32 protein-coding genes and 1 pseudogene are annotated in these 20,542 nt (G+C 59.1%); 3 read left to right on the top strand and 30 right to left on the bottom strand.

Annotated elements, in window-relative coordinates:
- Positions 1-564: hypothetical protein (locus MVC20_RS02565; RefSeq protein WP_297538161.1), on the top strand; the 564-nt coding region annotated here is incomplete at its 5' end.
- Positions 554-2,782: an AAA family ATPase gene (locus MVC20_RS02560; RefSeq protein WP_297538159.1), complete on the top strand. Its 2,229-nt coding sequence runs from the start codon at positions 554-556 to the stop codon at positions 2,780-2,782. The genes MVC20_RS02565 and MVC20_RS02560, both read left to right, overlap by 11 nt.
- Before the next feature lie 127 nt (positions 2,783-2,909).
- Here MVC20_RS02560 and MVC20_RS02555 read toward each other — a convergent pair whose 3' ends face one another.
- The 4 genes from MVC20_RS02555 to MVC20_RS02540 all read right to left on the bottom strand — a co-directional run bounded on the left by MVC20_RS02555 (position 2,910) and on the right by MVC20_RS02540 (position 5,997).
- The gene (locus MVC20_RS02555) at positions 2,910-3,089 is read right to left on the bottom strand and encodes an AlpA family phage regulatory protein (protein ID WP_297538157.1); all 180 of its coding nucleotides are present in this window, start codon (positions 3,087-3,089) and stop codon (positions 2,910-2,912) included.
- Between the two features lie 68 nt (positions 3,090-3,157).
- The gene (locus tag MVC20_RS02550; protein WP_297538155.1) at positions 3,158-4,324 is read right to left on the bottom strand and encodes an integrase arm-type DNA-binding domain-containing protein; all 1,167 of its coding nucleotides are present in this window, start codon (positions 4,322-4,324) and stop codon (positions 3,158-3,160) included.
- Between the two features lie 180 nt (positions 4,325-4,504).
- A complete protein-coding gene (locus tag MVC20_RS02545) occupies positions 4,505-5,776 on the bottom strand; it encodes a sirohydrochlorin chelatase (RefSeq protein WP_297538153.1) in 1,272 nt (423 codons plus the stop codon).
- Positions 5,773-5,997 (bottom strand): DUF6732 family protein, encoded by a 225-nt coding sequence (locus tag MVC20_RS02540; RefSeq protein WP_297538151.1) that lies wholly within the window; start codon positions 5,995-5,997, stop codon positions 5,773-5,775. Before MVC20_RS02540 ends, MVC20_RS02545 begins: the two co-directional genes overlap by 4 nt.
- A 298-nt stretch (positions 5,998-6,295) precedes the next feature.
- Here MVC20_RS02540 and MVC20_RS02535 point away from each other — a divergent pair, with 298 nt between their 5' ends.
- Positions 6,296-7,270 (top strand): glutathione S-transferase family protein, encoded by a 975-nt coding sequence (locus MVC20_RS02535; protein ID WP_297538149.1) that lies wholly within the window; start codon positions 6,296-6,298, stop codon positions 7,268-7,270.
- 24 nt (positions 7,271-7,294) lie between these two features.
- On the opposite strand, the gene MVC20_RS02530 is transcribed toward MVC20_RS02535, so the two are convergent.
- The 26 genes and pseudogenes from MVC20_RS02530 to tuf all read right to left on the bottom strand — a co-directional run.
- Positions 7,295-7,732 carry a GFA family protein gene (locus tag MVC20_RS02530; protein ID WP_297538147.1) on the bottom strand — a complete coding sequence of 146 codons (438 nt, stop codon included), beginning with the start codon at positions 7,730-7,732 and terminating at the stop codon, positions 7,295-7,297.
- A 220-nt stretch (positions 7,733-7,952) separates the two neighbouring features.
- Positions 7,953-8,141, bottom strand: a complete 189-nt coding sequence (gene rpmD / locus MVC20_RS02525; RefSeq protein WP_297538145.1) for a 50S ribosomal protein L30 — start codon at positions 8,139-8,141, stop codon at positions 7,953-7,955.
- Positions 8,142-8,153: 12 nt separating this feature from the next.
- Entirely contained in the window at positions 8,154-8,720 is a 567-nt protein-coding gene (gene rpsE / locus MVC20_RS02520; protein WP_297538143.1) for a 30S ribosomal protein S5, read from the bottom strand.
- Between the two features lie 12 nt (positions 8,721-8,732).
- The gene (gene rplR, locus MVC20_RS02515) at positions 8,733-9,092 is read right to left on the bottom strand and encodes a 50S ribosomal protein L18 (RefSeq protein WP_297538141.1); all 360 of its coding nucleotides are present in this window, start codon (positions 9,090-9,092) and stop codon (positions 8,733-8,735) included.
- A gap of 11 nt (positions 9,093-9,103) precedes the next feature.
- The gene (gene rplF, locus MVC20_RS02510; protein ID WP_297538139.1) at positions 9,104-9,637 is read right to left on the bottom strand and encodes a 50S ribosomal protein L6; all 534 of its coding nucleotides are present in this window, start codon (positions 9,635-9,637) and stop codon (positions 9,104-9,106) included.
- Between the two features lie 12 nt (positions 9,638-9,649).
- On the bottom strand, positions 9,650-10,042 hold the full coding sequence (gene rpsH / locus MVC20_RS02505) for a 30S ribosomal protein S8 (RefSeq protein WP_297538137.1): 393 nt from the start codon (positions 10,040-10,042) through the stop codon (positions 9,650-9,652).
- Positions 10,043-10,055: 13 nt separating this feature from the next.
- The gene (gene rpsN / locus MVC20_RS02500; protein ID WP_297538135.1) at positions 10,056-10,361 is read right to left on the bottom strand and encodes a 30S ribosomal protein S14; all 306 of its coding nucleotides are present in this window, start codon (positions 10,359-10,361) and stop codon (positions 10,056-10,058) included.
- A gap of 19 nt (positions 10,362-10,380) precedes the next feature.
- Positions 10,381-10,944 carry a 50S ribosomal protein L5 gene (gene rplE / locus MVC20_RS02495; protein ID WP_297538133.1) on the bottom strand — a complete coding sequence of 188 codons (564 nt, stop codon included), beginning with the start codon at positions 10,942-10,944 and terminating at the stop codon, positions 10,381-10,383.
- Positions 10,937-11,248 carry a 50S ribosomal protein L24 gene (gene rplX / locus MVC20_RS02490; protein ID WP_297538131.1) on the bottom strand — a complete coding sequence of 104 codons (312 nt, stop codon included), beginning with the start codon at positions 11,246-11,248 and terminating at the stop codon, positions 10,937-10,939. The genes rplE and rplX overlap by 8 nt, the downstream gene beginning before the upstream one ends.
- Before the next feature lies 1 nt (position 11,249).
- Positions 11,250-11,618 carry a 50S ribosomal protein L14 gene (gene rplN, locus MVC20_RS02485; protein ID WP_008281882.1) on the bottom strand — a complete coding sequence of 123 codons (369 nt, stop codon included), beginning with the start codon at positions 11,616-11,618 and terminating at the stop codon, positions 11,250-11,252.
- Between the two features lie 79 nt (positions 11,619-11,697).
- The gene (gene rpsQ / locus MVC20_RS02480) at positions 11,698-11,928 is read right to left on the bottom strand and encodes a 30S ribosomal protein S17 (RefSeq protein ID WP_297538127.1); all 231 of its coding nucleotides are present in this window, start codon (positions 11,926-11,928) and stop codon (positions 11,698-11,700) included.
- A 12-nt stretch (positions 11,929-11,940) separates the two neighbouring features.
- The gene (gene rpmC, locus MVC20_RS02475; protein ID WP_297538125.1) at positions 11,941-12,141 is read right to left on the bottom strand and encodes a 50S ribosomal protein L29; all 201 of its coding nucleotides are present in this window, start codon (positions 12,139-12,141) and stop codon (positions 11,941-11,943) included.
- Positions 12,142-12,390: 249 nt separating this feature from the next.
- Positions 12,391-12,597 (bottom strand): cold-shock protein, encoded by a 207-nt coding sequence (locus MVC20_RS02470; RefSeq protein ID WP_297538123.1) that lies wholly within the window; start codon positions 12,595-12,597, stop codon positions 12,391-12,393.
- Positions 12,598-12,804: 207 nt separating this feature from the next.
- Entirely contained in the window at positions 12,805-13,425 is a 621-nt protein-coding gene (locus MVC20_RS02465) for a 2OG-Fe(II) oxygenase family protein (protein WP_297538121.1), read from the bottom strand.
- Between the two features lie 100 nt (positions 13,426-13,525).
- The gene (gene rplP / locus MVC20_RS02460; RefSeq protein ID WP_297538119.1) at positions 13,526-13,939 is read right to left on the bottom strand and encodes a 50S ribosomal protein L16; all 414 of its coding nucleotides are present in this window, start codon (positions 13,937-13,939) and stop codon (positions 13,526-13,528) included.
- Positions 13,940-13,952: 13 nt separating this feature from the next.
- A complete protein-coding gene (rpsC, locus tag MVC20_RS02455) occupies positions 13,953-14,660 on the bottom strand; it encodes a 30S ribosomal protein S3 (RefSeq protein ID WP_008281875.1) in 708 nt (235 codons plus the stop codon).
- Positions 14,660-15,040 carry a 50S ribosomal protein L22 gene (gene rplV / locus MVC20_RS02450; protein WP_297538116.1) on the bottom strand — a complete coding sequence of 127 codons (381 nt, stop codon included), beginning with the start codon at positions 15,038-15,040 and terminating at the stop codon, positions 14,660-14,662. The genes rpsC and rplV overlap by 1 nt, the downstream gene beginning before the upstream one ends.
- A gap of 3 nt (positions 15,041-15,043) precedes the next feature.
- The gene (gene rpsS, locus MVC20_RS02445; protein ID WP_297538114.1) at positions 15,044-15,322 is read right to left on the bottom strand and encodes a 30S ribosomal protein S19; all 279 of its coding nucleotides are present in this window, start codon (positions 15,320-15,322) and stop codon (positions 15,044-15,046) included.
- A gap of 3 nt (positions 15,323-15,325) precedes the next feature.
- Positions 15,326-16,168 (bottom strand): 50S ribosomal protein L2, encoded by an 843-nt coding sequence (rplB, locus tag MVC20_RS02440; RefSeq protein WP_297538112.1) that lies wholly within the window; start codon positions 16,166-16,168, stop codon positions 15,326-15,328.
- Between the two features lie 231 nt (positions 16,169-16,399).
- Entirely contained in the window at positions 16,400-17,170 is a 771-nt protein-coding gene (locus tag MVC20_RS02435; protein WP_297538110.1) for a CatB-related O-acetyltransferase, read from the bottom strand.
- Between the two features lie 547 nt (positions 17,171-17,717).
- Positions 17,718-18,077, bottom strand: a complete 360-nt coding sequence (locus MVC20_RS02430) for a hypothetical protein (protein WP_297538108.1) — start codon at positions 18,075-18,077, stop codon at positions 17,718-17,720.
- A gap of 185 nt (positions 18,078-18,262) precedes the next feature.
- The gene (locus MVC20_RS02425) at positions 18,263-18,559 is read right to left on the bottom strand and encodes a 50S ribosomal protein L23 (protein WP_297538106.1); all 297 of its coding nucleotides are present in this window, start codon (positions 18,557-18,559) and stop codon (positions 18,263-18,265) included.
- Positions 18,556-19,173, bottom strand: coding sequence for a 50S ribosomal protein L4 (gene rplD, locus MVC20_RS02420; RefSeq protein ID WP_297538104.1), 618 nt, complete (start codon positions 19,171-19,173; stop codon positions 18,556-18,558). The genes MVC20_RS02425 and rplD overlap by 4 nt, the downstream gene beginning before the upstream one ends.
- The gene (gene rplC / locus MVC20_RS02415; RefSeq protein ID WP_297538102.1) at positions 19,170-20,012 is read right to left on the bottom strand and encodes a 50S ribosomal protein L3; all 843 of its coding nucleotides are present in this window, start codon (positions 20,010-20,012) and stop codon (positions 19,170-19,172) included. Before rplC ends, rplD begins: the two co-directional genes overlap by 4 nt.
- Before the next feature lie 12 nt (positions 20,013-20,024).
- A complete protein-coding gene (gene rpsJ / locus MVC20_RS02410; RefSeq protein WP_037273464.1) occupies positions 20,025-20,333 on the bottom strand; it encodes a 30S ribosomal protein S10 in 309 nt (102 codons plus the stop codon).
- A gap of 83 nt (positions 20,334-20,416) precedes the next feature.
- Positions 20,417-20,542 (bottom strand): annotated as a pseudogene (tuf, locus tag MVC20_RS02405) (elongation factor Tu); the annotation flags it as partial.

Raw genomic sequence — 20,542 nt, 5'->3', positions numbered from 1 at the left:
GATTGTCGAGCACCATCCGCACGGCTCTCGCGCGTGTCTCAGGTGAATAGCGGTTCGCTCTGTTGTCTTTTTCCATGGCTCCAATCCTTCCTTGATTTGGAGCCTCCGGAAAACCCGGGGCGGTTCAAACATCTTGTAGACAGTATTCTCTTGCGCTTCGGCATCTACACATCTCAGTTGCCAGAGATGCTCCCTGCTGATCGCATCGTCTACCACCCCAGAGGTGAACTGCGGCTGCAGGTCAAGACCTGCTGCCGTGACCGTAATGGGTTTTTCCACTTCAACCTCAGTAAGGGCTATCACCGCTCGCCGACCGGAGTGAAGCGCTACGAAACGGATGATTTCGATCTCGTGGCACTGGTCGCATTGTCGGAAAACGCGGTGAAATTCTCTGCGAGCAAACAGGGGGGCCAGAGGATTGCGATCTCGGAAATTCAAGCTCTACGCGCAGATCCTTGTGCAAGCCTTGACCAGGCGATCGACGATCTGAGCCTTGCTAGACCTAGTACCAACGGTCTCATGTCGGCATCATTGCTGAACGATGGGGACACGCATGAACAATAAACCCATTTCGAACCCATCCACCATTCATACCTTTGCCCTGGACCTGGGACGCGCCACCGCACGCAGCCTGTTCAATACAAGTTGGTACGGGGTGCACGAAATTCGCGAGGATCCTGAGGAACCGGATGAAGCTGACTTCGTCGCAAGTTTGCCAGAAGATTTGCTTCAACTTGCGTCTAAGCCAAGCTGGGAGGCGCCGGAAACACCAATGGCCAACTCCATGAGCGACCTTGACATCGCCACGGCGATCCGTGCTGGCCGGGATCCCTGGGCACAGCATTCTGAAGCAGAGGGTCGGGTCTTGCGGAGGGGCAACCCACCAGCGTCTCTCATTTCTGCGGCCTTTGCCGCGACACGGATCGTGGATAGCGAGGAGCATCTGCGGGATCTTTTCTGTCCGGGCAATGTCACGCATTTAATTTGCCCGTCGGCCTCGCTTCTGTTCGGACTCGAGCAAATTTTGCCTCATGTGACTGCGTATTGGCAAGGTCTGCTCTCGTCACAAGAGGCGGCGAATCTACATTTCATTTTCGGGGGGGAGGAGGACAGGCTTGCACACAGAACCGCGCGGCGAACGCACAGCTTGCTGGATGCAAAGATCGAACGCAGCTTGTCGCAGGGAGCTTCGGTTCTGCTGTTGACGACTGGAGGGGCACAGCTGTCCGAAGGAACGGCGTCGATGATCACACGACGGGTCGATTGGCCGGGTTTCACCCCGGATCTCGTGATCGAGACTCTGCGTTTAACTCACAGCAGTACAGGGCTGCTGGCCGAGGCACAAGTTCGCGAACGCTTGCCCGACGCTGATACTCTGAAAACCTTCACGCCGGGCCAGATCGATTCAGCGTTTGCCGCTCCGACAACGTTCAAAGTCGCAGATCGGCTCGCTGAAATCGCCCGAAAAATGGCACGGCCACTGCCTGACTTTTCCTTGGACAACGTGCATGGCATAGGAGAGGTGCGCGGATACTTGGATCGGATGTTGAATGATCTCAAAGCGTGGCGGGCGGGAGAGGTATCTTGGGCTGAAGTGACATCCAGCTGCGTATTTTATGGCCCTCCAGGAACCGGGAAAACCACATTGGCGCGAGCGTTTGCGAGTTCGGCGGGTATCCCGATCGTTGAAACGTCATACTCTGATTGCCAGAAATTTGGCCATCAAGGCGATATGCTTGCTGCTTTGGACAGGGCCTTTGCTGCCGCGAAAGAGGCCGTTCCAGCCGTTTTGTTCATCGACGAACTCGACAGCTTCTCGCAACGAGACGCGGCACAATGCAACTCGAGCTATATGCGCGGGGTCGTCAATGGCCTGCTTGAACAGATCAACAGAGCGAAAAATGTTGAGGGGCTAATTCTCCTTGGGGCGACGAATTCACTTGATGCGGTTGACCCGGCAGTCATTCGTAGCGGTCGGTTCGATCTCAAGCTGAATGTGCCGCACCCTGACAAGAAGGGGCTTGAGGCTATTCTTGCGGCGAAACTGGGCGACCAAAACGCAGGTAGGCTCGATCTCGCCGCTCTTGCAGATCAGCTTCTTGGTCAATCCGGCGCCGTAGCTGAAGCCGTTGTCCGTGATGCCATGGGGCGGGCTCGAGCGGATAGAACGCCGGTAAACCAAGGCCATCTCATGAGTGCTGCAGACCAGATTGTACCGAAGTTGGACGATATGATACTGCGCCGTGTCGCAATCCATGAGGCAGGTCATGTGATCGCGATGATGTGCTTTGACTGGCCGCTTCCAAAGAGGGTCGGTCTCACAGCAGATGGCGGGCAAGTTGAGCACATGCCGTTTGCGATGCTGACTCCGAAAACTGCGAAAGAGCGCCTGCAAGTCTTACTGGCAGGCAGGGCTGCAGAGATTTGCATCTTAGGCAGTCCAAGTTCTGGAGCAGGCCTTGGGAAACTAAGCGATCTGGCACAGGCGACGTCGCTCTCCATTTCTATCGAGCGGCAATGGGGATTTGGCAAAACCGGACTCTTTTGGGATGCCGGGAGCTCGCAAGAGATGTGGCGCTTGCCGGAAAAAGAAAGACGCCGCGTCGAACGGCATTTGCAAGAAGCGTCTAGGAGCGCCCTTGCCTTGGTCACAGAGAATAAAGCGCAGCTCGTCGATCTGGCGGAGCATCTCTTACGTGTCAGAGAGATGTCGACGCGCGACATCATGACGTTTTCAAAGCACATGACAGGCGAAATGCCTCTCGGCAAAGCCTCGTCATAAAAAGTGCCCGCGACCTAATGTTGTGCGACGGAGCTGAGTGTTTGCAACACACTATTACGCTACCCCGTTGCAAAAGCCCGCCGGTTGCAGACCGCAACCGGTAGGCATTTTGACGAATAGCATGGGTTCAGACCTCTGGCCGGTTCGCCATCCAATCCAGAATGACGCTGGCTCGCCACCCGATCAGGCGCTCAGTCAGTTTGATTGGGGTCGGAAATGTCCCCGAGTTGACGTGTCTGTAAATTGTTGACCGGCTGAGGCCGGTAATATCTTGCACATCCTTTTGTCTTAAAATCTTGTCATTCATGTATATCCTCTTTCTATTAGACAAAAAGAAGTTAACAGAAAAAGATTAAAGCCACGTTTACGTTTTGTTCACGAATTTCCGGTCACGTAAGCGGCCCACTCTTGCATATAAGGAACGCGCTGCGTCAGATAGCTGGTGCGATTGTACGCGTCGATAGCTGCATCACCTTTACGGACATGGCCGATGCAGGCCTCGGCGACTTCAAACGGGCATTGCGCCTGATCTGAAAGCCAAGTCCGCAGCGAAGATCGGAAGCCATGGGGACGCGCCGGGACTTTATTGTCGACGAGATAGTTGCGCATCGCCATTTTGTTTAGTGGACCCCCGGTGGAGTTGGGGAAGAGATATCCGTTCCGCTCATTTTTCTTTGCGAGTTCGATCACATGCAGCGCCTCGCCGCTCAAAGGCACGTCGAAGCCGGTCGTATTGGACAATCGCCCTTTTATATGCAGCGCTGGAATATTCCAAATTGATCCATTGATCTGATTCAGCTGCATATTGATGACCGAATCTGCCCGAACACCAGTGAGGGTCAACATGCGTAGCGCAAGTTGCGCGGGGTCGTTGTCCGAGAGTGTCTGATAGAATGCGGGCACGTCTGACCACGGCAGGGCAAGACTGGGTTTTGCAGGTTTCTTGTTTTCCCCGAGAATGATGACCGCTTCTTCAATCACTTCGCGGTTTACGAGAAAGCCTTTTGCTCTGGCATATTTGAACACAATCCGCAGCCGCGAGATCGCTTTCTTTCCCGTGACAGTTTTTTCATGCCAAATTGGTGCCAGGGCCCGCGCAATGTCATCTTGATCAATTTTGACGATTGGCATTTGGCCAATCTTTGGCAAAATATGCACTCGAAGTGGGCCAAGCCATGCACCGTTTGCATTGGCACCCTTCAGGCTGGGTTTTTGAGCCTCAAAAGTTGCCGTTGCCAAGGCCTCCAGTCTACCATCCCGAGCATTTGCTTGCTGACGCTGGAGGCGGCGCTCTTTGACGGGATCGATCCCCTCGTGGACTTGTTTGCGCGCCACGTCAGCTTTTCTGCGGGCGTCCGCTAGGCTGACAGTTTTCAGCGAGCCAAGGCCCATTTCTCTTTGTCGTCCCCAGAGATGAAAGCGAAAGATCCATTGTGCCCCGCCGTCTGCGCGCTTGTGAAGCCACAATCCTTGCCCGTCGCAAAACTTACCCGAGGGCAAAGATTTGAGCTTTGCAACCGTAAATTCATTCGATTTTGCCATAAGATTATCCTCCAAATTATCTACATTCTAGCGCAACACTGCCCGAGCCATCCCGGGATGCCTTGACACAGTAACGCATTGTGATTTAAGGAAGATTAAATCCCGTGACACGCAGTGAAGACGCCTGACACGATAACGATACTCCTCCGGCGGGAGTATTGTCACCAAGAAGAAGCGGGCTCAGACCTTGGCCCGCCGTGCGCTCTCTGGCCCATGCGGATGGCGGGCATGGGGATAGGGCGCATGGTGGTGGTGGTCATGCTCGTGGTGATGGTGATGATCGTGGTCATGGCCGTGGTGATGATCGTGATCATGGTGGTGGCCATGATCATGGTGATGATGCGCCTGCGCCTCCAGTCTGCACATGCCGGTGCAGAACGTATCGCAGAGCGTGCAATCCGCCACGTTCGAGCCCGGGGCAGAGGCACCCTGTCCCTCGACATGATGATGGTGGCTTTCCTGCACCGCGCCCACTTCGGCCTCGAACCCCAGAACTTGCGTGCGGTATTTGCACATGACGCAGGTGGGCGGCGGCACATCGCCAAACGCCGGATGCCCGGTGCCCCGCGCCTCGGCCAGGGCGGCGCGCTGTTCGGGCGTGATGCGTTGCACCGCCCCGCCCTCAATGGCAAGGATTTGCGTGCGATATTGACAGGTGCCGCAATTGGGCGGCGGCACTGCACTCAATTGCTCGGTCACTCGTTCGGCAAAGGTTTCCAGAACCTTGGGGTGATCACCGAGATACCCGGCCTTGACGAATTGCATGCCCGGATGCTCTGCCGCGACACGGTCGGTAAAGCCGTAGATGCGGTCGATCAGGATGCCCGAAAACAGGAAATAGGGAAAGACCACCACGCGCTTGTAGCCCAGTTTGACCACATGCTGCAGGCACGGCTCGACCAGCGGGAAGGTGACACCGGAATAGCCCACCTCGCACCAGCCAAAGCCCATGCCTTCGTGCAAGAGCCGCGCGATCTTGGCGACGTTGGCATTGGCATCCGGGTCGGACGCGCCGCGTCCGATCACCACGAGGCAGGTATCATGCAGGCCAACCTCGCCATGTTTCACATTGGCGCGGTCAATCGCCTCGCGGATGCGTGCCCCGGCGGCGGCGATCATCTTGGGGTCCACCCCCAATTCGCGGCCATAGCGCACCTCGATCCCATGCGTGGCGGCATAGGTATTGAGAACCGTGGGAATGTCGTTCTTGGAATGCATGGCGGCAAAGAGCATCCCCGGCACCGCCAGAATGCGCTCGCACCCCGCCGCGCGCAGACGGTCCAGACCATCGCGGATCACCGGGTTGGCAAATTCGAGATAGCCGTATTCCATCAGCCAGTCATCGGGCAGATAGCCCGGAAGTTTATCCGCCAACACGCTGAATTCATCGACCGCCGACTGGCTGCGCGAGCCGTGCCCGCAGATCATCACACCCGTTTTGACCACGCTCATGCCTCCTGCGGCGCTTCGTCGGCGCTTTCTTCTTCGGCTTCCTCTGCCTCTGCCCGCTCCTTGCGCGCGCGCAGCCCGGACCAAAGACCTATGGCAATCGCCGCCCCCAGGGCGGCGGCCCCCAACCAGTGGCCATGCCCCGCCACCTCGGCCAGATGGCCCGGATGGGCATAGGCAGCGGTGCCGCTCAAGAGCGCAGTCAGAATCGTGGCAAATCGCATGGCAGTCCCCTTTTGCTCGGTCACGCGACAGGGCGAAAAGGGATGAACGGGCCAGGCGGCCCCGACGACGCGCGATCCGCTCCCGACATGGGTCAGCCAATCGTCGCACACCTTTCCGGCCCGGTCGCGGGCTTCGTCATGGACGCTTATAGGCGCAGCGCCGCGATGCTGCAAACGAAGAAACGAAGCCCCCGCCCCCGTTCGCGACATGTGCGGACCTGCACGACGGCTGCGCGGCCCTGCGGATTACCACACCCTGCTCCGGACCCTAGATTAAGCGCAAAGAGGAGAATTCGAGATGGGCCAACTGGTCAAAGGCGAATGGCAAGACACCTGGTATGACACCGAATCGACGGGCGGCAAGTTCGTGCGCTCCACCGCGAAGTTCCGCAACTGGATCACTCCGGACGGCAGCGCGGGCCCTTCGGGCGGTGGCGGCTTCAAGGCGGAGAGCGGGCGCTATCACCTCTATGTATCGCTTGCCTGCCCCTGGGCACATCGCACGCTGATCTTTCGCGCCCTCAAGGGGTTGCAGGATCACATCGACATCTCTGTCGTGCATCCCGAGATGCTCTCCGAGGGTTGGGAATTCCGCACCGATTTCGCCGGCGCGACCGGTGACCGGCTTTATGGTCTACCCTATGCGCGCGACATCTATCTCAAGGCCGACCCAGAGATTTCAGGTCGCGTGACGGTGCCGATTCTTTGGGACACCGAGCGCGAAACCATCGTGTCGAACGAAAGCGCCGAGATCATCCGCATGTTCAATTCCGCCTTCGACGGGATCACCGGAAACACGCTGGATTTCTGGCCCGAAGACCTGCGCGCCGAGATTGAGCCGGTGAATGAGCGCATCTATGACACGGTCAACAACGGCGTCTACAAGGCCGGTTTTGCCACCAGCCAAGAAGCCTATGACAGTGCCGTGCATCCCCTCTTTTCAAGCCTCGATTGGCTGGAAGAGCGGCTGGGCCAGGCCCGTTACCTCATGGGGTCGCGTGTGACCGAAGCCGATTGGCGGCTCTTTACGACCCTCATCCGGTTTGATCCGGTCTATCACCTGCATTTCAAATGCAACCGCGCGCGCATTGTCGATTACCCGAACTTGTGGGGGTATCTGCGCGAGCTCTATCATTGGCCGGGGGTGGCAGAGACGGTCAATTTCGACCATATCGTGCGGCACTATCATTACAGCCATGACACGATCAATCCGAACCGGATCATTCCGATCAATCCGGTGTTGGACCTCGAGACGCCGCATGGCCGGGGCTGACATGCGCCCCGGCCTTGGGTCGGATCAAGACGGGTTGGGCCAGACGAAATCCGGGCGCAGCGCAGGATAGACCGGACGGCCATCATCGGGCTTGGGCACACCCGTCGCCGGGTCATAGAACGCGTGATAGCTGGCTGAGGCGATCTTGTCGCCATAGCCCATCAGGTTGGGCACGATCACCCGGATGCGGTGTTGCTTGTCGTCGAGCATGATCGGCGCGCCGCAGGTGCCGCAGGTGCACAGCTCCAGCGGACCATCGGGATTGTTGGCGTTGAACGGCTGGCGCTTCAAACCCGCCTCGTTATCCACCACGACATCACCGTGGTTGTAGAACACCACATGGGTCGTGTCCTGACCCGTCACGCTCTTGCAGACGGAACAGTGACAGGTGTGATTGTCGATCGGTGCATGTTTGGTATGGGTATGGATGTGGTCGCAACCACCGGAACATTGGTCAGACATCGGCCTTCCTCCTCAAAGCGATGCGGATGGGTGAGCGAGGGTTCGAGCCCCCGGATCCACCCCGGCTCTGAACTTATCATGCACTCGGCCTTGGCCCCGCGCAGATTCTGGTCGGACGCGACTAAAGGATGACCCCCGGCGCACCAAGCAAAACGCCCCGATCCTCAGGGACCGGGGCGTTCTGATATCTATCGGCTGAGAAATCCCAGCCCGCGCTGGATTAACCGCGCTCTTCGATGATCTGCACGAGATGCGGGATCTTGTTGACCATGCCGCGCACCGAGGGGGTATCCTCGAGTTCGCGGGTCTTGTGCATCTTGTTGAGCCCCAGACCGATGAGGGTCTGGCGCTGATCCTGAGGGCGGCGGATCGGGCTGCCGATCTGCTTGACGACGATGGTTTTTGCCATTTGTCCGGTTCCTTACGCTTCTGCCGCTTCGGCAACCGGTGCTTCGTCACCCTTTTTCAGGATGTCGGCCACCTTCTTGCCACGGCGCTGCGCCACCATACGCGGGCTGGTCTCTTTCATGAGACCATCGAGCGTGGCGCGGATCATGTTGTAGGGGTTCTGCGACCCGGTCGATTTCGCGACCACGTCCTGAACGCCCAACATCTCGAACACGGCGCGCATCGGGCCGCCGGCGATGATGCCGGTGCCGTGCGGAGCGGTGCGCATCACGACCTTGCCGGCGCCATGACGCCCTTCCATGTCGTGGTGCAGGGTACGGCCCTCGCGCAGCGGCACGCGGATCATCGCGCGCTTGGCTGCCTCGGTGGCCTTGCGGATGGCCTCGGGGACCTCCTTGGCCTTACCCTTGCCAAAGCCGACACGGCCCTTCTGATCGCCCACGACCACCAGTGCCGCAAAGCCAAAGCGCTTACCGCCCTTGACCGTCTTGGACACACGGTTGATCGCGACGAGACGATCGGCGAACTCCGGGGCTTCCTCGCGTTCGCGACGGTCGCGGCGGTTGTCTTCTCTTGCCATTCTCTCGTCTCCTTAAATCTTCAGGCCAGCTTCACGCGCGGCGTCGGCAACAGCCTTGACACGCCCGTGAAACAGAAAGCCGCCCCGATCGAAATAGGCCTCGGTGATGCCGGCCTTTTGAGCCCGCTCGGCAATCGCGGTGCCAACCTTGGTGGCGGCCTCGATATTGCACTTGCCCACCATGCCCAGATCCTTTTCGAGGGTCGAGGCGGCGGCGAGCGTCACACCGTTGACGTCGTCGATCAGCTGCACGCTGATGTTCTTGTTGGAGCGGTGAACGCTGAGGCGCACGCGCCCAGCATTGACCTTGCGGAGTTTGTTCCGAACGCGCAGGCGGCGTTTGAGGAACAGTTTTCTTTTGCTGTTTGCCATCTGTCGCGTCCTTACTTCTTCTTGCCTTCCTTCTGGAAGATGTACTCGCCTTTGTAGCGGATGCCCTTGCCCTTGTAGGGCTCGGGGCGCCGCCAGTCGCGGATATTGGCCGCGACCTGTCCAACGAGCTGCTTGTCCGTGCCTTCGACCACAAGCTCAGTCTGCTTGGGGGCGGTCACGGTCACACCGTCCGGAATGGGGAAATCGACATCATGGCTGAGGCCGAGGTTCAGCTTGAGCACGTTGCCCGCCATCTGGGCACGATAGCCCACACCGCGGATTTCCAGCTCTTTCTTGAAGACATCCCGAGCGCCGTGCACCATGTTGGCGATGACCGTGCGGGTCATCCCCCACTGCTGGCGCGCGCGCTTGGATTTGCCGCGCGGCGTGACCGAGACAGCATTGTCCTCGACGGTGATGGTCACATCATCCGTCGCGGTAAAGGTCTTGGTCGCCTTGGGGCCTTTGACTTCGATCTTCTGACCCGAGAGCGTCACAGTGACGTCGGAGGGCAGGGGAACGGGTTTCTTGCCGATACGTGACATGTCCAGGTCTCCTTAGAAGACAGTGCAGAGCACTTCGCCGCCAACATTGGCTGCGCGCGCGGCTGCATCCGACATCACACCCTTGGAGGTGGAGACAATCGACACACCCAGACCCTGACGGACCTGCGGAATGTCATCGACGCCCAGATAGACGCGACGACCGGGCTTGGAAACCCGCTTCATTTCGCGAATGACAGGCGTGCCTTCGAAATATTTGAGGCTGATTTCGATGGCGGGATGGCCATTGGCATCCTGCTTCATCTCATAGCCACGAATATAGCCTTCGGATGCCAGAACATCGAGAACGCGCACGCGCATTTTCGAGGCGGGGGTCATCACGGTGGATTTGCCACGCATCTGGCTGTTGCGGATACGGGTGAGCATATCGCCGATAGGATCGTTCATATCTCTGACCTCCTCACCAGCTCGATTTCACGACGCCGGGCAGCTGCCCGCTCGAGCCGAGCTCGCGCAGCATGATCCGGGACACTTTGAGTTTGCGGTAATACGCATGCGGACGGCCCGTGAGCTGGCACCGGTTGTGCAGCCGCGTGGCCGAGCTGTTGCGCGGCAATTCAGCAAGCTTGAGGGACGCGCGGAAACGCTCTTCCATCGGCTTGCTCTGGTCATTGATGATCGCTTTCAGCGCGGCGCGTTTCTTGGCGAAACGATCCACGAGAACCTGGCGCTTCTTCTCGCGCTCGACCATAGATTTCTTAGCCATAGATCTATCCTCCCCCGGCTCAGCTGTTGAAGGGCATGTTGAAATGCTTCAACAGCGCCTTGGCTTCAGCGTCGGTCTTCGCCGTGGTTGCGATGACAATGTCCATCCCCCAGACTTCGTCGACCTTGTCGAAGTTGATTTCGGGGAAGATGATATGTTCCTTGATGCCCATGGCATAGTTGCCACGCCCATCGAACGACTTGCCCGACACCCCGCGGAAGTCGCGGATACGCGGCATCGCAACGGTGATCAGACGATCGAGGAAATCATACATACGGTCGCCACGCAGCGTGACCTTGGCCCCGAGCGGCATGTCTTCGCGAACGCGGAAACCTGCGATGGAGTTGCGGGCCTTGGTGACGACAGCGCGCTGACCAGCGATGGTGCTCAGGTCTTCCTGTGCCGACTTCGCCTTCTTCGAGTCGCGCACAGCCTCGGCACCACAGCCGATGTTGAGCACGATCTTCTCCAGACGCGGGATCTGCATGTCGTTCTTGTAGCCGAACTCTTCTTTCAGAGCAGGCTTGATGACCTCACGGAACTGCGTCTTGAGGCGCGGGGTGTAGGTTGCGGTATCAAGCATCGATCACGTCCCCCGTGGTCTTGGCATAACGGACCTTCTTGTCGCCTTCGATCTTGAAGCCAACGCGGGTCGGTTTGCCGTTCTTGTCGACAATCGCCAGGTTGCTGAGGTCGATCGGCATCGCCTTGGGGATGCGACCGCCTTGGCTGGTCTGGCTCTGGCGGGTGTGGCGGATCGCCATGTTCACGCCTTCGACCACGGCTTTGTTGGCCTTGGGGTCGACGCTGGTGATCGTGCCCTTCTGGCCCTTGTCTTTGCCGGCGAGGACGATGACGGGGTCACCTTTTTTCAGTTTGGCAGCCATCTTACAGCACCTCCGGGGCGAGCGAGATGATTTTCATGAAGTTCTTGGCCCGCAGCTCGCGCACGACCGGCCCGAAGATACGGGTGCCAACCGGCTCACCTGCGTTATTCAGGATCACGGCGGCGTTGCGGTCAAAGCGGATGGCGGTGCCGTCTTCACGACGGACTTCTTTCGCGGTGCGCACGACGACGGCCTTGCGGACATCACCTTTCTTCACACGACCGCGCGGGATGGCTTCCTTGACCGAGACGACAATGATGTCGCCCACGGACGCATATCTGCGCTTGGAACCCCCCAGAACCTTGATGCACTGAACTCGGCGCGCGCCGGAGTTGTCAGCAACATCCAGGTTGGTCTGCATCTGGATCATTTGGTTTCTCCCGACCTATGGGGGGCGATGCACTGCCTTGTCCCCAGGGTTTCGATTAATGCCAAAAGGCGCGAGAGGCTTACGCCTCCAGCACCTCCCAGCGTTTCGTCTTGGACTTGGGCGCACATTCGATGATGCGCACGGTATCGCCCACCTTGAACGTGTTTTTCTCATCGTGAGCCCGGTATTTCTTGGACTTACGGATGGTTTTCTGAAGCACGGGGTGCTTGAAACGACGCTCGACCGACACGGTCACGGTCTGGGCGTTGGCGTCAGAGGTCACGACGCCTTGAAGAATACGTTTGGGCATATCTCGGGCTCCTTACTCTGCGGCCGCGTTGGCTTTTTCGTTCAGAATGGTCAGCACGCGCGCGGCATCGCGGCGCGCAGCACGCATCTGAGCGGGGTTTTCCAACTGGCCAGTAGCCGCCCGAAAACGCAGATTGAACTGCTGCTTCTTCAGGTTGGTGAGTTCCTCCCGGAGCTGATCCGGGGTCTTGTCACGCAGTTCCTTGGCGTTCATCGCCTTTTCCTTTCTCAAAACACCGGCTGGCCCCTGACGGTTCGCTCAGGGTAACCTTGAACCCGGTGGATGAATTGCAAATACCCGAATCCCCGGACAGGCCGGGGCGCGCGGATTGGGGCTCTATAAGGGAGGTGATACCGGAGGGCAAGCAAAACATGTGATCATCGCAACAGCAGTCATTCGGTAACTCCGAATACGAAAACGGCCCCGGATTTCCCCGAGGCCGTTCCCGTCAGATCAGATCGCTTATGCGAGAGCGAGGTTCGACGCGCTCTCACGGCCATCACGGCCGGATTCGATGTCGAAGGTCACTTTCTGATTGTCGGCAAGGCCGGTCAGGCCTGCGCGCTCAACAGCGCTGATGTGGACGAAAACGTCCTTGCCGCCCTGGTCGGGCGCGATAAAGCCGAAGCCTTTGGTGGCATTGAACCATTTCACGGTGCCGTTGGCCATCGTGATGTCTCCTCTTGTTTGCTGCCCGCGGGAATGCGGCAGTCGCGGCGTGGTCGGTCTGGATCGAGATACTGACAGCCGGTTTAGAGGAGCAGATGTTCGAAATAGAATAACGTTAGCCCCTTGCACATGGGGGAGATTGTCAAGTTTTACAAGGGGAAATCCGAAAGTACCGTGGATTCACAAGAAAAGAGGCGCTTTTCCGCCTCAACCCCAGGAATAGTTGAAGCTCACGCTGATGCGGTCCTCTTCCGACATATTCATTGGCACTTCGTGGCGCAGCCATGATTCCCACAAGAGCACATCCCCCGCCACCGGCTTGGCATAGATGAAGGTGCGCAATTCCTGCCGCGCGTCCTTGCGCCGCACCGGAGAGGCCATCATGCGCGCCGACCTTGGGTCTTCCAGCTTGAGCGCGCTTGTGCCATCGGGCATCGCCACATAGGTCGTGCCGGAAATCACCGAATGCGGATGAATATGGCTCGCGTGCATCCCGCCTTCGGGCAGGATGTTGATCCAGATATCCTCGAGCTTCAATTCCTTGCCATCCAGATCAAACTCCAGATCTTCGGCAAAGGCCGCGACATGGGCATCCAGAACCTTGACCAGATCGGCAAAGATCGGGAACCGCCATGGCAGGTCACTGAGCGAAGCATAAGAGGTATAGCCGGGATAGCCATTCTCGTCACACCACTCCTGCCCCGCCTCGTCATCTTCGGCGATCGAATAACAGGACGCCTCCAATTCCTTGGGATCAATGGCAGGTCCGTGCTCGCTCAGGGCGGCACGATAGAGGCGGGTCACAAAGAGCGAGTCGATATTTGGCATGGCCCGCTCTTAGCGCGGCGCCAGCCGAGAGGCAAAGAAAAACCCCCGCGCGATCTCTCGCACGGGGGTATCTCTTAGGCTGGGTTTTACCCCGCCGCCCTTACCAGTCCTCGCGGATCACGACGCGGGTCTTGATCGGCAGTTTCATCGCCGCCAGACGCAGCGCCTCAAAGGCGATCTCTTCGCTCACGCCGTCGATCTCGAACATCACCCGGCCCGGCTTGACCTTGCAGGCCCAGTAATCGACCGAACCCTTACCTTTACCCATCCGAACCTCGGTGGGCTTGGACGAAACCGGCACATCCGGGAAAATCCGGATCCAGACGCGGCCCTGACGTTTCATGTGACGCGTCATGGCACGACGTGCGGCTTCGATCTGACGCGCAGTGATACGCTCGGGCTGCGTGGCCTTGAGACCGAAAGTGCCAAAGTTCAGATCAGAGCCACCCTTGGCTTCGCCCTTGATCCGGCCCTTGAACTGCTTGCGGAATTTGGTGCGCTTTGGTTGAAGCATCTTTCATTCCTCCTTAACGGCGGCCGCCGGCGCCACGGGGCGCGGGACCATCCTGGAGTTCCTGGGCCTTGCGGTCACGGGCACCGGGATCGTGCTCCATGATTTCACCCTTGAAGATCCAGACCTTGATACCAATGATCCCGTAGGCCGTGGTGGCCTCGACGGGCGCATAGTCGATGTCCGCGCGCAGCGTGTGCAGCGGCACCCGGCCTTCGCGATACCACTCGGTCCGCGCAATCTCGGCACCGCCAAGACGGCCAGAGACGTTGACCCGGATACCAAGGGCACCCATGCGCATCGCGTTCTGCACGGCACGCTTCATGGCGCGACGGAAGGACACACGACGCTCAAGCTGCTGTGCGATGCTCTCACCCACAAGGGCCGCATCCAACTCGGGCTTGCGAACCTCGACGATGTTGAGGTGCAATTCGCTCGCGGTCATGGCCGCCAGCTTCTTGCGCAGACCCTCGATATCGGCGCCTTTCTTGCCGATGATCACGCCGGGACGTGCGGTGTGGATCGTGACGCGGCACTTCTTGTGCGGACGCTCGATGATCACCCGGCTGATCCCGGCCTGCTTGCACTCTTCGCCGATGAACTTGCGCATCGCAAGATCTTCGAGCAGCAGATTGCCATAGTCCTTGGTGTCGGCATACCAGCGGCTGTCCCAGGTGCGGTTCACCTGCAGGCGCATGCCAATCGGATTGACTTTGTTACCCATTAGGCTTGCTCCTCAATTTCACGCACCTTGATTGTCAGCTCCGAGAACGGCTTTTTCAGCGCGCCAAAGCGACCGCGGGCACGCGGACGGCCCCGCTTCATCACAAGGTTCTTGCCGACATAGGCCTCTGCCACGATCAGACCATCCACATCGAGATTGTGGTTGTTCTCGGCATTGGCAATCGCGGACTGCAGACACTTCTTGACGTCCTGCGCAATGCGCTTGTTCGAGAAGGTCAGATCGGTCAGCGCCTTGTCAACCTTCTTGCCGCGGATCATCGCAGCGACAAGGTTCAGCTTCTGCGGGCTGGTGCGCAGCATGCGCAGCTTGGCCATCGCTTCGTTATCCGCCACGCGGCGGGGATTCTTATCCTTGCCCATGGCTTACTTCCTCTTCGCTTTCTTGTCAGCCGCATGCCCGTAATAGGTGCGGGTGGGGGAGTATTCCCCGAACTTCTGGCCGATCATGTCCTCGGTGACGCTGACGGGGATGTGCTTGTGCCCGTTGTAGACGCCGAACGTGAGACCCACGAACTGCGGCAGGATCGTCGAACGACGCGACCAGATCTTGATGACTTCATTACGCCCCGACTCGCGCGCTGCCTCTGCCTTTTTCAAGACATAGGCATCGACAAAGGGGCCTTTCCATACAGAACGTGCCATGTGTTAGCGGCCCTTCTTCTTGGCGTGACGCGAGCGCAGAATGAGATCCTGCGACGCCTTGTTCTTGTTGCGGGTGCGCGCGCCCTTGGTGGGTTTACCCCAGGGCGTGACCGGGTGACGACCACCCGAGGTCCGACCCTCACCACCACCATGGGGGTGGTCGATCGGGTTCATAACCACACCACGCACAGAGGGACGGATGCCCTTGTGCCGCATGCGGCCCGCTTTGCCGTAATTCTGGTTCGAGTTGTCGGGGTTGCTGACGGCCCCAACAGTGGCCATGCATTCCTGGCGCACCAGACGCAGTTCGCCCGAGCTCAGACGGATCTGAGCATAGCCGCCGTCGCGGCCCACGAATTGCGCATAGGTACCGGCGGCGCGTGCAATCTGCCCGCCCTTGCCAGCCTTGAGCTCGATGTTGTGAATGATCGTGCCGATCGGCATGCCCGAGAAGGGCATCGCGTTACCCGGCTTGATGTCGGCCTTGGCCGAGGCAATCACCTTGTCACCAATCGCCAGACGCTGCGGTGCCAGGATATAGGCCTGCTCGCCATCATCATATTTGATCAGTGCGATAAAGGCGGTGCGGTTCGGGTCATATTCGATCCGTTCCACGGTTGCCGAGATATCGAATTTCGTCCGCTTGAAATCGACGATGCGATAGAGGCGTTTCGCCCCGCCGCCCTTGCGACGCATCGTGATCCGTCCGGTATTGTTCCGGCCGCCATTCTTGGTCAAACCCTCGGTGAGGGATTTGACCGGACGTCCTTTCCACAGCTCCGAACGGTCGATCAGCACCAGCCCACGCTGGCCCGGCGTCGTCGGCTTATACGACTTGAGTGCCATGCTTTCTGTCTTCCGTTTGCTTACGGCGGGATGCCCCGCCTATGTTATAGCCCCCCGAGGGTGGCCAAGGTATGAGGCCCCGTAGGTCCCCGGTTAGAGTTGTCCATGCGAACAACAGCGAAGCCCCGGACGAATCCGGGGCCTTGCGGATGGGGTCTGATAGGGGAGTGTCCGTGTGCGGTCAAGGGGTTTGACCAGGAATTGCAGGCGAAAAGCGCCCCTTGCCCCCTATCAATCGCGACCCGCTCCAGGATCAAGAACCGCCCCGCCCTCGGACGCCCAATCGCCGAGGAGTTGCCGCGCCGTGATCCGTGCCTCGGGCTGTCGTGGCTGCGAGGCTGCGACCACTTCTGCGTGATCCAGAAACGCGCCAATATCCCTTGGGTCCACCTCATCCCATGCGGAAAGCGGCCAGTGCCACCACTCCGATTTCAGGAGGCGCTCAATCACCGGCGCCTCAAACCGCCACCGGACCAGCCGCGCGGGAACCCCGGCCAAAATCGCATAGGGTGGCACATCGCGCGTCACCACGGCGCGCGCCGCAATCACCGCGCCGGTGCCAATCGTGACGCCATGCGCCAAGAGCACGTCATCGCCAATCCACACATCCTCGCCAATCTCGACCGGCCCACCGGAATCCTCGAACTCGGGAAAATTCCGGCGTTCGGCGCCCCAGCCACGTGCCCGCCTTGGGCGATAGAAGGCTGGGCTGGACGACACCCAATCCACCGGATGCCGATTGCCCATCACGCTCACCCCCGAACCGATGGAACAATAGCGCCCGATCCGCCTGACCGGCCCGAAAAAGCTCTGGGCATAGCTGTAGGACCCGAGCGGCATGAACCGCCCCGGCAAATGCTGGCTGAATGGCTCAAAGCCCGCCTCGACACCCTCGATGGCCACTCGCCCCCGCACTTTGGGAAAGAAGCGCACGCCGTGACGCTCCAGCATCCATGCCGCCGCCGCCGCATCCAACATCATCGCCTTGTTCCGCTGCGCCATGAACCGCCCTGAGTGATCGCACGTCGAGGCCTCTCCAGGCCACGTCCTTTCCTTGTTAAAGCAATTTCCGAACAAGTTGACAGGCTTTTCGGCCCAAAATCAGCCAAATCACAGAGTCAAAGCGCTTCCGTAATTAGACGACACACCGCAAGGCTTTGGACCTTGCCTTGCGTCAGCACGGCACGCCGCCACAATGATGAAAGCCCCGGCCACCTTTCGGCGGCTTGGGATCAAATCTCGATCCGTATGGTGGGTGCTAACCCACCACCGCTCTTAAATCTGATGCAGACCGCCGCCCATGCAGCCTACGGGATGGGATGAAAAATAGTGGGCAAGAGAGCCGAGTGGTCGGCCAAGCGTGCAGGGTCGATCTATCGCTCGCTCAGCGAAGGTTAACTCAGTCAAATCCACGAGATTTTTGAGCGATAAACCACCCCCCCCCAAAAAAATCCGTGACGTGTGAGGGCAAACATGCCTAGCGACGCTTTCAATACGGCGGTCTTTGGGCTCGTCCCGCCCGACAAAGCACACCGTTCCATCAAAAAAGCTACTTCAAGGTTTGATATCCGATCAGAATTACCACCCACAGCGCGATGGCTGTCAGGATCGATGCGACCTGAAACAACAAATGGCGCAGAAAAAATGCTGTCGGGATCAGGCTGAGTGAATGGGATGTCCGGGGCCTAAAGCTCTTTTCGGTCACGAAGTACCAGTGACCGGCCCCGTACATGCACCGGATTAGTTTTGCGCGCGACGGAGGTGCGCCTGTGCGTTTCTTGTAATACTCGATGAACTCGTCTTTGTAATTGAACATCGGGAAAACAACGGCGAGCAAAAAACCGGAAACAAACACTGATAACAAGGCGACAAAGAAAAATACGAACATGGACTGAAAAACCGACCACATGAAAACAACCTCGCCTATCACCCTGCCGCCGGCCTAGCCTACGCCACCATCCTCGTCTGAACAATACATTCCAGCCACGCCGTGGATTAGCTCTCCAAGCGCATCATCGCCGCACATGCAAACTCCCGGCCACCTTTCGGCAGCCGGGAGTTTCATTCTGTAGGGTGGGGCTAACCCACCGCCCGTCAAAGGCCCGTGGTCACGTCGATCGTGTTGCCTTCGGCCAGGGTCACATAGGCTTTCTTGACGTCATTCCGACGGCCAAGCTGGCCACGGAAGCGCTTTTGCTTGCCCTTGGTGATCGTGGTGTTCACCGACTTGACCTTCACCCCAAAGAGCGCCTCGACGGCCTCTTTGATGGCGGGCTTGTTGGCGTCCATGTGGACTTCGAAAACCACAGCGCCACTTTCCGAGACCATGGTGGCCTTTTCGGTGATGATCGGCTTGCGGATCACGTCGTAATGTTCAGGTTTCGCGCTCATTTCAGACGAGCCTCCAGTGCTTCGACACCCGCCTTGGTGATCACGAGCGTGTCACGCTTGAGGATGTCATAGACATTTGCGCCCACCGACGGCAGCACATCGAGACCCTCGATATTGGCTGCGGCACGGGCGAAATCGGCATTCACCTGTGCGCCGTCGATGACCAGCGCGCGCTTCCAGCCGAGGTTCTTGACCTGCTTGGCCAATTCCGCCGTCTTGCCATTCGACGATGCCTCGTCGAGGATCACAAGCGCGCCTGCCTTGGCCTTGGCCGAGAGCGCGTGCTTGAGACCAAGCGCGCGGACCTTCTTGGGCAGGTCATGCGCATGGCTGCGGGGCGTCGGACCCTTGTAGATACCACCGTGACGGAAGATCGGCGCGTTCTTGTCACCGTGGCGTGCGCCGCCGGTGCCCTTCTGGCGATAGATCTTCTTGGTGGAATAGCTGGTTTCCGACCGGGTCTTGACCTTGTGCGTGCCAGCCTGCGCCTTGTTGCGCTGCCAGCGGACGACGCGGTGCAGGATGTCCGCGCGGGGATCGAGGCCGAAGATGTCTTCGCCCAGATCGACCGAGCCGGCCGTGCCGCCGTCCAGTTTGATCACGTCGAGTTTCATTCTTCGCCTTCCTTCTTCTCGGCCTGAATGCTGGCCTCAGCCTCTTTCAGTGCGGCTTCCTCTGCGGCTGCGGCCTCTTCGGCCAGACGCTTGGCTTCGGCTTCGGCCTCAGCAGCAGCGGCGGCGGCGGCGGCGGCGGCAGCTTTGGCCGCCTCTTCCGCAGCAGAGCGCAGCGCGGCAGGCAGAATGGCGTTCTCGGGGAACGGCTTCTTCACCGCATCCTTGATCGTCACCCAACCGCCTTTGGAGCCGGGAACAGCACCCTTGATCATGATCAGGCCGCGGTCCGCATCCGTCTTGACGACCTGCAGGTTCTGGGTGGTGACACGCACGGCACCCATGTGACCGGCCATCTTCTTGCCCTTGAACACCTTGCCCGGATCCTGACACTGACCGGTCGAGCCGTGCGAACGGTGGCTGATCGACACACCGTGGCTGGCCCGCAGACCGCCAAAGTTGTGGCGCTTCATCGCACCGGCAAAGCCTTTACCGATCGACGTGCCCGAAACATCCACGAACTGGCCTTCAAAGTAATGGTCAGCGGTGATTTCTTCGCCCACGTTGATCATGGCCTCAGGCGCCACGCGGAATTCCGCGATCTTGCGCTTGGGCTCGACCTTGGCCGCGGCGAAATGGCCACGCATGGCTTGCGTCGTGCGCTTGGCTTTGGCGGTGCCAGCCCCAAGTTGCACGGCCGTGTAGCCGTCTTTCTCAGGGGTGCGCTGTGCCACCACCTGAAGTTTGTCGAGTTGAAGAACGGTCACAGGAACCTGCTTGCCGTCTTCGAGGAAAAGCCGGGTCATGCCGACTTTTTTCGCGATCACACCAGAGCGCAACATCTCTTGCTCTCCTTAAACCGAAATCTGCACGTCCACGCCTGCGGCGAGGTCGAGCTTCATCAGCGCGTCCACCGTCTGCGGCGTGGGATCGACGATGTCCAAGAGACGCTTGTGCGTCCGAATCTCGAACTGGTCGCGGGATTTCTTGTTCACGTGCGGACCACGCAGAACGGTGAATTTCTCGATCTTGTTCGGCAGCGGGATCGGGCCACGCACCTGGGCACCCGTCCGTTTGGCGGTATTCACGATTTCCTGCGTGCTGGCATCCAGCACACGGTAATCAAACGCCTTGAGCCGAATGCGAATATTTTGGCTTTGCATTTGTCTTAGCCTTTCGCGGCATTGGAGTTGATAGGAGGAAGGCCGGACCACCCGGCCCCCCTCGTCGAACCCTTAAAAGGTTGTTACTCGATGATCTTCGACACGACGCCGGCGCCGACGGTGCGGCCGCCTTCGCGGATGGCGAAACGCAGGCCGTCTTCCATGGCGATGGGCGCGATCAGCTCAACCGTGAACTTCAGGTTGTCGCC

Origin of the sequence: Roseovarius sp. (assembly GCF_027019125.1) — a bacterium.
Taxonomy (GTDB): Bacteria; Pseudomonadota; Alphaproteobacteria; order Rhodobacterales; family Rhodobacteraceae; genus Roseovarius.
Note: the sequence above shows the minus strand (reverse complement) of the source record. Positions and strands in the feature narration are given on the sequence as shown.

Coding starts and splice junctions, on each gene's coding strand:
- rpsE (WP_297538143.1), bottom strand. CDS start 8,720: ATGGCAAGAGAAGACAACCGCCGCGACCGTCGCGAACGCGAGGAAGCC.
- rplX (WP_297538131.1), bottom strand. CDS start 11,248: ATGGCTGCCAAACTGAAAAAAGGTGACCCCGTCATCGTCCTCGCCGGC.
- MVC20_RS02540 (WP_297538151.1), bottom strand. CDS start 5,997: ATGCGATTTGCCACGATTCTGACTGCGCTCTTGAGCGGCACCGCTGCC.
- rplD (WP_297538104.1), bottom strand. CDS start 19,173: ATGAAACTCGACGTGATCAAACTGGACGGCGGCACGGCCGGCTCGGTC.
- rpsH (WP_297538137.1), bottom strand. CDS start 10,042: ATGAACGATCCTATCGGCGATATGCTCACCCGTATCCGCAACAGCCAG.
- rpsC (WP_008281875.1), bottom strand. CDS start 14,660: ATGGGTAACAAAGTCAATCCGATTGGCATGCGCCTGCAGGTGAACCGC.
- rpsQ (WP_297538127.1), bottom strand. CDS start 11,928: ATGCCCAAACGTATTCTTCAAGGCGTCGTGACCTCTGACGCCAACGCC.
- rplP (WP_297538119.1), bottom strand. CDS start 13,939: ATGCTTCAACCAAAGCGCACCAAATTCCGCAAGCAGTTCAAGGGCCGG.
- rplC (WP_297538102.1), bottom strand. CDS start 20,012: ATGTTGCGCTCTGGTGTGATCGCGAAAAAAGTCGGCATGACCCGGCTT.
- rplB (WP_297538112.1), bottom strand. CDS start 16,168: ATGGCACTCAAGTCGTATAAGCCGACGACGCCGGGCCAGCGTGGGCTG.
- rpmD (WP_297538145.1), bottom strand. CDS start 8,141: ATGGCAAAAACCATCGTCGTCAAGCAGATCGGCAGCCCGATCCGCCGC.
- rpsN (WP_297538135.1), bottom strand. CDS start 10,361: ATGGCTAAGAAATCTATGGTCGAGCGCGAGAAGAAGCGCCAGGTTCTC.
- MVC20_RS02435 (WP_297538110.1), bottom strand. CDS start 17,170: ATGGCGCAGCGGAACAAGGCGATGATGTTGGATGCGGCGGCGGCGGCA.
- MVC20_RS02560 (WP_297538159.1), top strand. CDS start 554: ATGAACAATAAACCCATTTCGAACCCATCCACCATTCATACCTTTGCC.
- rplF (WP_297538139.1), bottom strand. CDS start 9,637: ATGTCACGTATCGGCAAGAAACCCGTTCCCCTGCCCTCCGACGTCACT.
- rpsS (WP_297538114.1), bottom strand. CDS start 15,322: ATGGCACGTTCTGTATGGAAAGGCCCCTTTGTCGATGCCTATGTCTTG.
- rplE (WP_297538133.1), bottom strand. CDS start 10,944: ATGCTTGATACCGCAACCTACACCCCGCGCCTCAAGACGCAGTTCCGT.
- MVC20_RS02535 (WP_297538149.1), top strand. CDS start 6,296: ATGGGCCAACTGGTCAAAGGCGAATGGCAAGACACCTGGTATGACACC.
- MVC20_RS02555 (WP_297538157.1), bottom strand. CDS start 3,089: ATGAATGACAAGATTTTAAGACAAAAGGATGTGCAAGATATTACCGGC.
- rpsJ (WP_037273464.1), bottom strand. CDS start 20,333: ATGCAAAGCCAAAATATTCGCATTCGGCTCAAGGCGTTTGATTACCGT.
- rplN (WP_008281882.1), bottom strand. CDS start 11,618: ATGATCCAGATGCAGACCAACCTGGATGTTGCTGACAACTCCGGCGCG.
- MVC20_RS02425 (WP_297538106.1), bottom strand. CDS start 18,559: ATGAGCGCGAAACCTGAACATTACGACGTGATCCGCAAGCCGATCATC.
- MVC20_RS02550 (WP_297538155.1), bottom strand. CDS start 4,324: ATGGCAAAATCGAATGAATTTACGGTTGCAAAGCTCAAATCTTTGCCC.
- MVC20_RS02470 (WP_297538123.1), bottom strand. CDS start 12,597: ATGGCCAACGGCACCGTGAAATGGTTCAATGCCACCAAAGGCTTCGGC.
- MVC20_RS02430 (WP_297538108.1), bottom strand. CDS start 18,077: ATGTGGTCGGTTTTTCAGTCCATGTTCGTATTTTTCTTTGTCGCCTTG.
- rpmC (WP_297538125.1), bottom strand. CDS start 12,141: ATGAACGCCAAGGAACTGCGTGACAAGACCCCGGATCAGCTCCGGGAG.
- rplV (WP_297538116.1), bottom strand. CDS start 15,040: ATGGGCAAGGATAAGAATCCCCGCCGCGTGGCGGATAACGAAGCGATG.
- MVC20_RS02545 (WP_297538153.1), bottom strand. CDS start 5,776: ATGAGCGTGGTCAAAACGGGTGTGATGATCTGCGGGCACGGCTCGCGC.
- rplR (WP_297538141.1), bottom strand. CDS start 9,092: ATGGCAAACAGCAAAAGAAAACTGTTCCTCAAACGCCGCCTGCGCGTT.
- MVC20_RS02530 (WP_297538147.1), bottom strand. CDS start 7,732: ATGTCTGACCAATGTTCCGGTGGTTGCGACCACATCCATACCCATACC.
- MVC20_RS02465 (WP_297538121.1), bottom strand. CDS start 13,425: ATGCCAAATATCGACTCGCTCTTTGTGACCCGCCTCTATCGTGCCGCC.